This is a genomic window from Oleiagrimonas soli, assembly GCF_000761445.1.
Classification (GTDB): domain Bacteria; phylum Pseudomonadota; class Gammaproteobacteria; order Xanthomonadales; family Rhodanobacteraceae; genus Oleiagrimonas; species Oleiagrimonas soli.
The window spans coordinates 120,141-132,551 of sequence record NZ_KN196470.1; the positions used below are offsets into that span (position 1 = coordinate 120,141).

General features: G+C 54.9%; 12 protein-coding genes. 7 read left to right on the forward strand and 5 right to left on the reverse strand.

Annotated features, from left to right (window positions below; all coding sequences use genetic code 11):
• Positions 1-33 precede the first annotated feature (33 nt).
• The 4 genes from LF63_RS16440 to LF63_RS15055 are packed head-to-tail and all read left to right on the forward strand — an operon-like array spanning position 34 to position 3,625.
• Positions 34-1,350: a tyrosine-type recombinase/integrase gene (locus tag LF63_RS16440; RefSeq protein ID WP_081945017.1), complete on the forward strand. Its 1,317-nt coding sequence runs from the start codon at positions 34-36 to the stop codon at positions 1,348-1,350.
• Between the two features lie 24 nt (positions 1,351-1,374).
• Positions 1,375-1,788 (forward strand): very short patch repair endonuclease, encoded by a 414-nt coding sequence (locus tag LF63_RS15050; protein WP_052394456.1) that lies wholly within the window; start codon positions 1,375-1,377, stop codon positions 1,786-1,788.
• Positions 1,789-1,799: 11 nt separating this feature from the next.
• Positions 1,800-3,014, forward strand: a complete 1,215-nt coding sequence (locus LF63_RS16425; protein ID WP_043098913.1) for a DNA cytosine methyltransferase — start codon at positions 1,800-1,802, stop codon at positions 3,012-3,014.
• The gene (locus LF63_RS15055) at positions 3,011-3,625 is read left to right on the forward strand and encodes an Eco29kI family restriction endonuclease (protein ID WP_052394459.1); all 615 of its coding nucleotides are present in this window, start codon (positions 3,011-3,013) and stop codon (positions 3,623-3,625) included. Before LF63_RS16425 ends, LF63_RS15055 begins: the two co-directional genes overlap by 4 nt.
• Before the next feature lie 82 nt (positions 3,626-3,707).
• Here the strand turns inward: LF63_RS15055 and LF63_RS15640 are convergent, their stop codons facing one another.
• A complete protein-coding gene (locus LF63_RS15640) occupies positions 3,708-4,277 on the reverse strand; it encodes a hypothetical protein (RefSeq protein WP_152569191.1) in 570 nt (189 codons plus the stop codon).
• Between the two features lie 446 nt (positions 4,278-4,723).
• Between LF63_RS15640 and LF63_RS15060 the strand changes: the two genes are divergently transcribed.
• The gene (locus LF63_RS15060) at positions 4,724-4,942 is read left to right on the forward strand and encodes an XRE family transcriptional regulator (protein WP_235205340.1); all 219 of its coding nucleotides are present in this window, start codon (positions 4,724-4,726) and stop codon (positions 4,940-4,942) included.
• Between the two features lie 173 nt (positions 4,943-5,115).
• Here LF63_RS15060 and LF63_RS15645 read toward each other — a convergent pair whose 3' ends face one another.
• Positions 5,116-5,649, reverse strand: coding sequence for a hypothetical protein (locus tag LF63_RS15645; RefSeq protein ID WP_152569192.1), 534 nt, complete (start codon positions 5,647-5,649; stop codon positions 5,116-5,118).
• A gap of 229 nt (positions 5,650-5,878) precedes the next feature.
• The gene (locus tag LF63_RS16445; protein ID WP_221265681.1) at positions 5,879-6,115 is read right to left on the reverse strand and encodes a helix-turn-helix transcriptional regulator; all 237 of its coding nucleotides are present in this window, start codon (positions 6,113-6,115) and stop codon (positions 5,879-5,881) included.
• Between the two features lie 524 nt (positions 6,116-6,639).
• On the opposite strand from LF63_RS16445, the gene LF63_RS00610 reads away from it, so the two are divergent.
• Together LF63_RS00610 and LF63_RS00615 are read left to right on the forward strand one after the other, a co-directional pair.
• On the forward strand, positions 6,640-7,320 hold the full coding sequence (locus LF63_RS00610; protein ID WP_043098914.1) for a glutathione binding-like protein: 681 nt from the start codon (positions 6,640-6,642) through the stop codon (positions 7,318-7,320).
• Positions 7,321-7,461: 141 nt separating this feature from the next.
• Entirely contained in the window at positions 7,462-9,699 is a 2,238-nt protein-coding gene (locus tag LF63_RS00615; protein ID WP_043098916.1) for a S9 family peptidase, read from the forward strand.
• 686 nt (positions 9,700-10,385) lie between these two features.
• On the opposite strand, the gene LF63_RS00620 is transcribed toward LF63_RS00615, so the two are convergent.
• Both LF63_RS00620 and hslU read right to left on the reverse strand, forming a co-directional pair.
• Positions 10,386-10,982, reverse strand: coding sequence for a hypothetical protein (locus LF63_RS00620; RefSeq protein ID WP_235205232.1), 597 nt, complete (start codon positions 10,980-10,982; stop codon positions 10,386-10,388).
• A 55-nt stretch (positions 10,983-11,037) separates the two neighbouring features.
• Complete coding sequence (gene hslU, locus LF63_RS00625; protein ID WP_043098920.1) at positions 11,038-12,390, reverse strand: ATP-dependent protease ATPase subunit HslU; 1,353 nt, start codon at positions 12,388-12,390, stop codon at positions 11,038-11,040.
• Between the last annotated feature and the right edge of the window lie 21 nt (positions 12,391-12,411).

Below are 12,411 nucleotides of genomic sequence, written 5' to 3' on the forward strand. Positions count from 1 at the left end.
AGTTGAACAAATCAACTGGTGGTCCCGTTTCTCATGGCAGTTAAAGCGTTCACAGATCGGTATCTAGAAAGTCTTCGAAGCAACCCGAGGACAAAGCGTTACACCGTCTATGAGAAGAGTCCTCGATATGAAGGGTTCGCCGTCGAGGTCATGCCCACAGGGAGACTTTCGTTCCGGTATCGATACAGAATTCATGGCAAACGGGAGAAGGTCACGATTGGCTTCTACCCCAACATGAGTCTTGCGACCGCTAGGCAACGCTACCGCGAGATGGTTGATCTAGTTCATCGGGGTATTTCTCCAGCGGAGGAGAAGAGAAATGCGAAAGCCAGATCAGCGAATACGGCAAATTTTGAGGACGTTGCGAAAAGGTGGATAGATGAAATTCTCCGCCCGTCCAACAAAAATTCTCGCCAAGACGAAACGTATTTGAAGCGAGATATTTTGCCGGTTATCGGCAAGATGGTCCCTTCTGACATCGATCGGACAGCGTTGTGGACATGTATAGAAAAAGTGCGTTCGCGAGGCCATGGACAAGCCGCGCGCAGGGTTAGAAGCGTGTTGAAGCGAGTATTTGACTATGCATTGAGCCGAGGAATGGTGATAGCGAACCCCGTAGCTGGAATAGACCCTCAGCATATAGCAGCGGTACGGCATCGTGATCGGGTGTTGACTTCGGAAGAAATTCCCATGTGGTTGCATGCTATTGAGACTAGTAGCATTTCAAAACCTCAGAAATTAGCGCTACGTCTGCTCCTCTTATTACCGGTGCGCAAAGGGGAGCTGCTAGCGGCTAAGTGGACTGACGTTGATCTCGAAAATCGAGTGTGGGATATCCCCAAAGAGAACAGTAAGAATCGGACACCGATACGGCACAGGATGTCGAATCAGGTGACTGCAATCTTTATCGAGCTGCAGGAACTTTCGGCAGGAAGCGAATGGGTTCTTCCTTCTAGCAAAGGTCATGGCCAAAAGCCATTATCGAGTTCAGCGCTTAACGCAGCGCTTCGGGGTATTAATGGGCTTCCGCCAGGTATGGTAATCCATGATCTGAGGCGCACGGTTCGCACGTATCTTGCGGAGCTAGGCGTCTCAACCAGTGTAGCCGAGCTTTGCCTGAATCATCGGCCTACTGGTGTGGTGGGTGTCTATGATAGATCGGAGTTGCTGGATCAGCGGTACGAAGCCCTTCTGAGATGGGAGAGCCACCTGATTCATATGCTCACGGATTCTTCTGACGAGTGTTTTGAGCAACGGGAGCTTGACGGAGAGGTCTCACGGATACTGGATAGAGCAAGTAATGACGACAGTCTAAGGCGATACTTATTGAATAGGCTTGCGATGAACTAGACGGGATTGCGTTTCTACACAAGCATGTCAGACAGTTTGAATCCAGCTGAGAGAAGCAGAGTAATGTCCAAGGTCAAATCCAAGGACACGACTCCGGAAATGCTTGTTCGCCGGCTAGTCCATCGAATGGGATACAGATACAAATTGCATGACAGGCGGTTGCCGGGAAAGCCAGATTTAGTCTTTCCGAGCCGGAAGAAGCTGATCTTTGTGCATGGCTGTTTTTGGCATCGACATGAAAGTTGCTCGCTCGCGAGACTCCCTAAGTCTCGTAAAGATTTTTGGTTAGCGAAGCTCGAAGGAAATCGCCAAAGAGACACGAGGCACTGTCGTGAACTCCGGGCTAGTGGATGGGAAATCCTAGTCATTTGGGAGTGTGAAACGAAGCTGGATCATGACTTGCTTGCAAAGCGTTTAGATTTATTTTTGAAGGAATAAGAGGGGTTGAGATGAAGTCGATAGAATTATTCGCTGGTGCAGGGGGGCTAGCGATGGGGTGTGAGCTAGCGGGCTTCGAACCACTAGCTGTAGCCGAGTGGGATAAATGGGCGTGTGATACCGTACGAGAGAATCAGAAGCGGGATTACCCTTTGGTACGTAACTGGCCTCTCTATGAAGGCGACGTCAGGGACTACGACTGGTCGTCTATAGAATCATCCGTAGATCTAGTGGCCGGAGGCCCGCCGTGCCAACCGTTCTCAATGGGTGGGAAGCATCGCGCTCACGATGATGGGCGCGATATGTTTCCAGCAACCGTTGATATTGTCCGACAGCTTTGCCCTAAAGCTTTCATTGTTGAAAATGTCAAAGGGTTGACGCGATCATCATTCGCTAATTATTACCAATATATACTCCTTCAACTCGAATTCCCCGAAGTTGCAAAGAAAAAGAAAGAGGCATGGTTCGATCATCTACTTCGGCTTCAAGCGGAGAGGACGTCAGGAAGACGTAAGCGAAAATCACTGACATACAACGTAGTACCGACTCTAGTAAATGCCGCTGACTATGGTGTTCCCCAGAGGCGGGAGAGAGTTTTTATTGTCGGCTTCCGCGCAGATTTAGGTATCGAATGGAATTTCCCCTCGCCAACGCATAGCCTCGATGCGTTGCTCTATTCGCAATGGGTTACTGGGGATTACTGGGATCGGCATGGTGTTAGTTCAAAGCGGCGTCCGCCTGTTCCGCAGAAGTATCAAGCGAGAGTCAAAAAGTTGCGATCCTTGGATGTACCACCTCCCGAGTTGCCATGGAAAACGGTTCGGGACGCTTTAGAAGGCCTTCCAGAGCCCCGTACTGACTCTGCACGTATGATCTCAGATCATAGACTTCAGCCTGGCGCCAAAGTCTATCCAGGTCATACCGGAAGCCCATACGATCTGCCAGCTAAGACTCTCAAGGCTGGAGATCATGGCGTCCCAGGTGGCGAGAATATGCTTGTCAGGGAAAATGGGACTGTGCGCTACTTTTCAGTGAGAGAGAGCGCAAGGTTGCAAACTTTCCCAGACGGCTTTAGGTTCCATGGATCGTGGACTGAGACAATGCGCCAGTTAGGCAACGCTGTGCCGGTGTTGCTAGCTCAGCGGGTTGCCTCGTCTGTCCTAGAGCAACTGGCGCTTTCAGAACTCTCGCACACTAAGAGTTCACGCAACAGGGGTGCGGCATGAGCAACGTAGTACCGTTCAATCCTCTCGATAAATTGGCTCTCGGAGAGAGTGTCGCGGATGCGCTTGAGAAGGCGGAGCTTTACACCCTGTGTTCTATTGAGGCATTTGTGGGAGCCGGCATATATGCTATCTACTACCATGGTGATTTTGCTCCGTATAAAGCGCTATCTGAGCGTAACCGAAATGGAATAAATTCATTAATCCCAATTTATGTAGGAAAAGCCATTCCAAAAGGTGGTCGAACAGGAGGGAATCTGAGCAGTCCGCCTGGAAAAGTTCTCTACAAACGTCTTGCAGAACATGCGGATAGCATCCGCTCAGCAAGCAATCTGAATATAAAAGACTTTAGCTGTAGATTTCTTCTGGTTGAGGATACTTGGATTCCATTGGGCGAAAATCTAGTCATATCAAGATATGTGCCGTTATGGAACAAAGTGGTTGATGGCTTCGGAAACCACAATCCAGGTAAAGGGCGCCATAAAGGGGTCAGGCCGAGGTGGGATGTTTTGCATCCAGGAAGGCATTGGGCGGAAAACTTGGAACCACGAAGTGAAACTCAAGAACAAATCGCACAAGAAGTAGTCCAATTTTTATCAAACAATCTGATCTAGGTTTCAGGAGAACGTTCGCTGACTTATTCAACATAGCGCATAGTTGAATTTTGCAATGTGCTAAACATTAAGGGCTGACTAGTTAGTCAGCCCTTAATGTTTCTACAACAAAAGCAGTATGATCTTTATCTTGCCATTTTACGGAATATTGGATATCGACGTCGCTCCCATCCGCGATCACACTCGCTCTACACATACGAAAGTCACCATTCACACTTGAGTGTAATTCGGAAGAATCATTGATTTGGGAAAAAATGATCCCCGATCGTCCTGCAGGAGAGGTTCTGAGCACATTCATGAGGAGATTGGTTACATGTGGATCAGTGCAGGATGGAAGAGCCTGAGCTGGTTGATTGAATACAGTAAAAGCTATTAACAATAGCCCTGTTGCCGCAAAACCAAATGATTTCAGTAACCTATTTTTTACTGGATGTGGGTTCGATTTAGCATGCTCGACCAATGATTTACGTTTAATTATGTAAGCTGGAAATCCTATAATCCAGATTAGGAGAGAGGCTAACCCCCAGGCTCCGGCGGACATGTTGAATAATCCCGATCTATTTGGATCGTGACCAATTTCATTCCTGCTCGCATCTAGGTATACCCATACTGCCGAAGCGCTTACAAGCAAAAGGATAAGCAATCCAGTCACGATAATTTCCCCTTCGATAAGATTCTTTGCGGTCGGGTTAAATAAATGAATCAGACTTTATGAACTGCTTGAGCTTTATAACCCGGGTTCTGTGATTCAGCTGTACGACGAGCTTCGTCGGGCGTAGAAGCGTGAAGTTCAACTACGAAAGTACCGCTGCCGCCCCCTGGACGACCCATCTTCACTTGGTAAAGAGCCATATCTTTTCCTTCACGAATCCGTAGATAAGAGAAGCCCGACATACATCGCGGGCAACGTCAGACGATCAAATACTAAGGATTCCTGAGTATCCGGTCAACCCTGAAGCATTGAGCCTGTAGGCCTCATGTTCTTAGAGAACTACAGGCATGCCTGGTCTATCACAGGGTACAAAGCTCGATATAGTCGCTATACGCCTCAAGCAAGCCAGGCTGGCTGCAGGACTGTCGCAGCGGGAGCTAGGGATCATGGCAGGGTTGGACCCTTCAGGAGCCTCAACCCGAATGAATCAATATGAGCGCGGGAAACATGTTCCGAATGTGGCTATGCTGGCGCAAATAGGACGAGTCCTAAGTAAACCAGTCGCATACTTTTATACTATGGATGATAGGTTAGCCGAATTTTTAGCTGAATATGAAAAGTTACCAAAAAGCAAGAAGGATAAAATTTTGGAAATCATAAGATGAATATGATCTATTGAAAATCTGATAATCGAAGAAATAATATAAGTATGTTGATACCCTCTCACCTGGATCAATGGTCAAAATCATGGGTAACTTAATTCATCTAGCACGATATCTAAAGCATTGAATTAACGAGGAAATAAATTATTCATTGTAGTAATTTTGTGGACCCCTAATTAACCAGCTAAACCATCAGGATGAAGCGCATAGATGTGATCTTCTATCAACCAATTTGAGTTTCTAGACTCCTTACAAACATACTGCATTGCCGCAGCTGCATCCTTGACGATTTGTACATCCATATTACCCTTGCTGACGAACTTTTTCCCATAAACAGGGTTCAATGTATTAGAAGCGCGGATGAATGTATCCTTCAGCTTGTCCAAAGCCAGCTTAGTGCCATCTTTCTCTATGATCTCCTGAAATAAAAAATGGAAATGCGCGTTGCCTTTGCTCAGACATGATACAGGCCTGAAAATTGGCGCCTCTTCTAAAACACACACCCCCTTTATGTGGGAATTATATTTCTTATAATATCTTCCATAGATGAACTTGTTCATTCTGCGGATCACCTTAGCTGCCATATTCTTTGCGTCGTGTTTGTTAATATCTTTCTGGAAACTTAGGGTGAGAAAGAATTTATATGGCCCAAACGATTCTACGAAAGTTTTAGCGTATGAATGGCTTTTGAATTTTGTGATATAATCCATGATGTTAATCCTTTTGTATAATAATTTAGATAACACTTAGGCTTGCTCGCGTGAGCGCGCAAAGGTATGGATCATCAGTGGATACGCAAGCGTGGCATGGATTATCATAGACCACGTAATGATGCGATATAACTATTTATATCGGATTAACTTGTGTGAACCGGATGATGAATTTTTAGTGTAATCTACAGCTTAGCGTATTGATTCGTATTTTTATTGCTTTTTGAATTCAATGTGGATTAAGTTTTTTAATCCAATTTAAAATTTCATCCTCTCGCCAAGCAACCGCGCGTTCGGATAATTTTATCTGCCTCGGAAATTTACCTCCAGATATCATCTTATAAATTTGCGATCGAGATAAATTAACCAAATCGATTACCTTGGGTAGCCTCAAAAGACGGGGTCGTTCAGCAAGATATAGTGATCGCCCGTATTTTTCTTTTTTATTGTGCATATTTATTGTCATATTTTTACCTCTAAAAATTCAAATAATCGCGAATGCGAGCATGGGTCTGCGAAGACGAGGCAAATGATGCACATAGAAATTTTGTTATGGAAGACCTTGAACAGATTGAGATTCATCCACAACTAAGAAAATTAACGCTTGAATTTTTTCTAAAGAGATTTTCGGACCGGGACTGTCTTGAGTTCGACGTACTATTGATCTTATTTTTGAGCGATTTCCTGAATGTTTAGAAAAGGGATCGAAGGTCGAACACGATATAAAGATGAACGAAACATAAATGAAGGTGCTGTGGTGCAACGGATGAAGGTGGGGATCATTGCGGGTCAAGGCCCGTCAAACGGGACCACCTACGGGACCACAAAAATTTTATCAAAAATTTAAATTCATGTATTTCAGAAGCTTACATGACTATAAGACTTGTTGCATCGGAAAATGACTGTTCACCGATCGCGTGCTTGAGGCCGCGGCCTTTTCCCGCCATGTCGTGAAAAGGGAGAGAGCTGCCCTGGCAAGGAGAGACGCACGTGATCGATCTGTATTACTGGCCGACGCCCAACGGCCACAAAGTGACGCTGTTCCTGGAAGAGGCCGGTCTTCCCTACACCATTCATCCGGTCAACATCGGCCAGGGCGAGCAGTTCACGCCCGCGTTCCTGGCCATCTCGCCGAACAACAAGATGCCGGCCATCGTCGACCACAGGCCGGCCGACGGCGGTCTGCCGATCTCGTTGTTCGAGTCCGGCGCGATCCTGCTGTATCTGGCCGAAAAGACCGGCCGGTTCCTGTCCGACGATCTGCGTACGCGCAATGTCACGCTGGAATGGCTGTTCTGGCAGATGGGCGGGCTGGGTCCGATGCTGGGCCAGAACCACCACTTCAACCGCTACGCGCCGGAGAAGATTCCGTACGCCATCGAGCGCTACGTCAACGAGACGCATCGGCTGTACCGCGTGCTCGACCAGCGCCTTCGCGGCCGCGCTTTCATTGCCGGCGACGATTACTCGATTGCCGACATGGCGGCCTACCCGTGGATCGTGCCGCATGAAACGCAGCAGATGGATCTGGCCGAATTCCCGGATCTGAAGCGCTGGTTCGACGCCATCGCCGCGCGCGAAGCCACGCAGCGCGCCTATGCGGTGGGCGCGCCGTACCGCTCCGACACCACCAGCGCGGAAGCCAGGAAGCACTTGTTCGGGCAACGCTGAGCGCGTCGTTCGAGCACGCGTCGGACGGCTTGGCGACGTCCGACGCGGCTCGTGCGCGAAGCCGGTTCGCGCGCTGGGCTGGCCTCGGCGCGCCGCTCGCGTTTTAATCGTGCCTTCGTTCCCGCAACGCAAGGTGTATCGATGCGCGCATTCCTGCTTGCCGCCGTGCTGACGGTTGCCGCATGTCCCGTCATGGCCAAGAAACTCACCATCGAACGCATCTTCGACGGCGGCAGCCTGTCCGGCGCCACCGTGCGCGGCCTGAAAGTCTCGCCGGACGGCCAGCGGGTGACCTTCCTGCGTGCCAAGGCCGACGACCAGCACACCTTCGACCTGTGGGAATACAACCTCGCCGATCAGCGCACCCGCATGCTGGTCGATTCGCGCTCGCTGGGCGGCGACCGCCATCTGTCCGACGCCGAGAAGGCGCGCCGCGAACGCGAACGCACCGCCGGTTTGCGCGGCATCCTCGACTACCAATGGTCGCACGACGGCACGAAACTGCTGATTCCGGTGGCCGGCACGCTGTACCTGTACGACCTGAGCGCGTCGGCGGCGACCGCGGTGACCAAGCTCGACACCGGCGGCGACGCCATCGACCCGAAGATTTCGCCGCTGGGCCACTACGTGTCCTACGTGCGCGACCAGAACCTGTGGGTGATCGATCTGGCCAGCGGCCAGAGCACGCAGCTGACCCAGGACGGCGGCGGCACCGTGCACAACGGCGAGGCCGAGTTCGTGGCGCAGGAAGAAATGGCGCGCAGCACCGGCTACTGGTGGGCGCCGGACGATTCATCCATTGCCTACGAGCGCTACGACGCGGCGCCGGTGCCGGTCACGCAGCGCATGGAAATCTATGCCGACCACACCGCGATGGTCGACCAGCGCTACCCGTTCGCCGGCGATCCGAACGTGCTCGTGCAGCTTGGCCTGGTGTCGCCCAAGGGCGGCGCGACGCGCTGGATCGACCTCGGCGCCGATCCGGACATCTATCTGACCCGCGTCAAATGGCTGCCGGACGGCAAGCGGCTCAGCTACCAGTGGATGCCGCGCAGCCAGCAGAAACTGGAACTGCGCCTGGTCGACGCGGCCACGCTGAAGCAGCGCGTGCTGCTGACCGAAACCAGCCGCACCTGGATCGACCTCAACGACGACCTACGCTTCCTGCCCGGTGGCGACACGTTCATCTGGGGCAGCGATCGCAGCGGCTATCACCACCTCTATCTGTACGGCCTGGACGGCAAGCTGAAGCACGCCATCAGCGCCGGCGACTGGAATCTCGACGGCCTGCTCGCCGTCGACGAGAAGAAGGGGCTGGTCTACGTCAGCGCCAACCGCGACTTCGTGCCCGACCGCCAGGTCTACGCGCTGAAGCTGGACGGCAGCGACGCGGACAACCCGCAGCGCATCAGTCAGCGTGACGGCACCCACGTGGCGACCTTCGCGCCCGACGGCAGCTTCTACGTCGACACCTTCTCCGATCCGAACACGCCGCCGCAGGTCAGCGTGCACCGCGCCGACGGCAGCTTCGTGACCTGGATCGAGGAGAACAAGCTCGACGAGAACCACCCGTACTGGCCGTACATGGACAGCCACGTCACGCCGGAATTCGGTCACATCAAGGCCATCGACGGGCAGGACCTGTACTACCGCGTGTACAAGCCGCTGAACTTCGATCCGAACAAGAAATACCCGGTGTTCGACACCTTCTACGGCGGTCCGCACGCGCAGATGGTCACGCGCGGCTGGGTCGACGACTTCGCCGAGTACATGGCGCAGCAGGGCTTCGTGGTGTTCACCCTGGACAACCGCGGCATGGCGCGTCGCGGGCGCAGGTTCAGCGACGCCATCTACCACCAGCTCGGCGTGGCCGAGGTCGAGGACCAGATCGCCGGCATCGACTGGCTCAAGCAACAGCCGTGGGTCGATGCCAAGCGCATCGGCGTGTTCGGCTGGAGCTACGGCGGCTACATGACGCTGATGATGCTGGCCAAGGACTCGGCCGATCTGGCCGGCGGCGTGGCGGTGGCGCCGGTCACCGACTGGACCCTGTACGACACCTTCTACACCGAGCGCTACCTGGGTCGCCCGCAGGACAACGAGGCCGGCTACACGCGCAGTTCACCGATGGCGTGGCTGGACGGCCTGACCGCGCCGCTGATGCTGGCGCACGGCATGGCCGACGACAACGTGCTGTTCCTCAACTCGACCAAGCTGATGTCTGCGCTGCAGAAGCGTGGCATCCAGTTCGGCCTGATGACCTACCCCGGCGGCAAGCACGGCCTGAACCTGCCCGGCCAGCGCGCGCATGTGTATCACCTGATCGACGATTTCTTCGAGCGCACGGTGAAGGGTGCTCGCGGCGAGCACAAGCCATAGGCGTGCATCGGACAGGGGAACTGGGAATGCGGTGAACCGGCGGGGACCTGGGTTCCGTGCCATTGCAGCACGGTTTTCTCCCGATGCTCGTCATCCCGGCGCAAGCCGGGACCCAGCGCCGTGTTGGTGCGATGAAGTCACTAGGTCCCGGCTTGCGCCGGGATGACGAGAAGATGGGATTTACGCTTTTCCCGAATCCCGAATCCCGAATCCCGAATCCCGAATCCCGAATCCCGAATCCCGAATCCCGAATCCCGAATCCCGAATCCCGAATCCCGAATCCCGAATCCCGAATCCCGAATCCCGAATCCCGAATCCCGAATCCCGAATCCCGAATCCCGAATCCCGAATCCCGAATCCCGAATCCCGAATCCCGAATCCCGAATCCCGAATCCCGAATCCCGAATCCCGAATCCCGAATCCCGAATCCCGAATCCCGAATCCCGAATCCCGAATCCCGAATCCCGAATCCCGAATCCCGAATCCCGAATCCCGAATCCCGAATCCCGAATCCCGAATCCCGAATCCCGAATCCCGAATCCCGAATCCCGAATCCCGAATCCCGAATCCCGAATCCCGAATCCCGAATCCCGAATCCCGAATCCCGAATCCCGAATCCCGAATCCCGAATCCCGAATCCCGAATCCCGAATCCCGAATCCCGAATCCCGAATCCCGAATCCCGAATCAGGACAGATGCCCGATACCGGCGTCGCCCGGCTCCAGCGCCGGCGCGGGGCCGGCGACCGCCAGCAGGGCGCTGGCGTAGGGGTCGTGCATGCTCACGGTGGAGACCTCGTCCCAGCCGAACTGCGAGACCTCGCGCAGCCATTCGGCGTCGGGGCTGATCTCCTGCAGACCGAAACCGTCGTCGTCGCTCTGCAGCAGGCGGCCGATGTAGCAGACCTCGGCTTCGTCCTCGCTGTCGACGTGCACCCCGATCACCGGCGCACGTTTGGCGGCGGCCTTGATCACCTGGGTGACGTCGTCGAGCGGGAAATCCAGCGGCTGACGCGGGGCGATGCCCTTCAGCACCACGGCGCGATCGATGAACCGGGCGTGGCGATCCGGCAGCTCCAGCTCGGTGACGTCGCGGTGACGCATCGCGTAGAGACCGTCGTCGCTGATGCCGTCGCCGATCACGTGCAGCAGGAAGAATTCACGGCCGACGCCGGCCACGTAGCCGGAGAAACTGCCGTGCTCCATGTCGCCGCGCCACAGCCGGATTAGCTGGCGTTGCTGCTGGGCCTGGCGCAGACGGGCGCGCTGGCCCCGGTTCTGCATGCGATGAACGGTTCCCATAACCGAGTGATTCTAGCACCGTGCGCCGGGGCGCTCGTTAAAGAATGTAACGGCTGAGGTCCTGGTCCTCGACCAGGCTTTCCAGCGTGTTGTCGACGTATTCGGCGTCGATGACGTACTTTTCGCCACTTTTGTCGGTAGCTTCGTAGGAGATCGTCTCCAACAGGCGTTCCATTACCGTGTGCAGGCGGCGCGCGCCGATGTTCTCGGTGCGGGCGTTGACCTGGAACGCGACCTCGGCCAGCCGGTCGATGCCCGAATCCTCGAACGTCAGCTCCACGCCCTCGGTGCCGAGCAGCGCGACGTACTGCTTGGTCAGGGCGTTGTTGGGTTCCCGCAGGATGCGCTTGAAGTCGTCCACCGACAGCGCCGACAGCTCGACGCGGATCGGCAGCCGGCCCTGCAGCTCGGGAATCAGGTCCGAGGGCTTGGCCAGCGAGAATGCGCCGGAGGCGATGAACAGCATGTGGTCGGTCTTGATCGGACCGTACTTGGTGGACACCGTCGAGCCCTCCACCAGCGGCAGCAGGTCGCGCTGCACGCCCTCGCGGCTGACGCCCGAGGCGCTGCCGCCGTATTCGGAGCGCTGCGCGACCTTGTCGATCTCGTCGAGGAACACGATGCCGTTCTGCTCGGCGGACTCGACCGCGGCGGCGCGGATTTCGTCCTCGTTGACCAGTTTGCCGGCCTCTTCCTCGATCAGCAGCGGTCGCGCGGCGGCGATGGTCAGTTTGCGCTTCTGCGTCTTGCCGCCGCCCATGTTGGCGAACATCTGCTGCAGCTGCTGGCTCATCTCTTCCATGCCCGGCGGCGACATGATCTCGACGCCGACGTTCATGCTGACGTCGAGCTCGATCTCGCGTTCGTCCAGCGCACCCTCGCGCAGCTGCTTGCGCAGCTTCTGCCGGGTATCGCTGTCGATGGCCTTGGGCGAGGCCTGGTCCTGGCTCCAGTCGTTCGGCGCGCTGGCCTGTCGGCGCGGCAAGAGGGCGTCGAGGATGCGGTCCTCGGCGCGGTCCTCGGCCTGCGTGCGCACGCGCTTGGTGGCCTGCTCGCGGGTCAGCTTGAAGGCCTGGTCGGCCAGGTCGCGGATGATCGACTCGACGTCCTTGCCGACGTAGCCGACCTCGGTGAACTTGGTCGCCTCGACCTTCACGAACGGCGCGTTGGCCAGCGTCGCCAGTCGTCGCGCAATTTCGGTCTTGCCGACGCCGGTGGGCCCGATCATGAGGATGTTCTTCGGCGTCACCTCGTTGCGCATGGCCGGTTCCAGCTGCATGCGCCGCCAGCGGTTGCGCAGGGCGATGGCGACGGCGCGCTTGGCGTCGTTCTGGCCGATGATGTAGCGGTCGAGTTCGTTGACGATTTCGCGGGGAGTCAGTTCAGTCATGGGCTTCTTGCCGGCAGGCCG

What these genes read in the sequence shown, in the direction of transcription:
- LF63_RS16440 (WP_081945017.1), top strand. Translation starts at nt 34, where the DNA reads ATGGCAGTTAAAGCGTTCACAGATCGGTATCTAGAAAGTCTTCGAAGC.
- LF63_RS15050 (WP_052394456.1), top strand. Translation starts at nt 1,375, where the DNA reads ATGTCAGACAGTTTGAATCCAGCTGAGAGAAGCAGAGTAATGTCCAAG.
- LF63_RS16425 (WP_043098913.1), top strand. Translation starts at nt 1,800, where the DNA reads ATGAAGTCGATAGAATTATTCGCTGGTGCAGGGGGGCTAGCGATGGGG.
- LF63_RS15055 (WP_052394459.1), top strand. Translation starts at nt 3,011, where the DNA reads ATGAGCAACGTAGTACCGTTCAATCCTCTCGATAAATTGGCTCTCGGA.
- LF63_RS15060 (WP_235205340.1), top strand. Translation starts at nt 4,724, where the DNA reads ATGGCAGGGTTGGACCCTTCAGGAGCCTCAACCCGAATGAATCAATAT.
- LF63_RS15645 (WP_152569192.1), bottom strand. Translation starts at nt 5,649, where the DNA reads ATGGATTATATCACAAAATTCAAAAGCCATTCATACGCTAAAACTTTC.
- LF63_RS16445 (WP_221265681.1), bottom strand. Translation starts at nt 6,115, where the DNA reads ATGACAATAAATATGCACAATAAAAAAGAAAAATACGGGCGATCACTA.
- LF63_RS00615 (WP_043098916.1), top strand. Translation starts at nt 7,462, where the DNA reads ATGCGCGCATTCCTGCTTGCCGCCGTGCTGACGGTTGCCGCATGTCCC.
- LF63_RS00620 (WP_235205232.1), bottom strand. Translation starts at nt 10,982, where the DNA reads ATGCAGAACCGGGGCCAGCGCGCCCGTCTGCGCCAGGCCCAGCAGCAA.
- hslU (WP_043098920.1), bottom strand. Translation starts at nt 12,390, where the DNA reads ATGACTGAACTGACTCCCCGCGAAATCGTCAACGAACTCGACCGCTAC.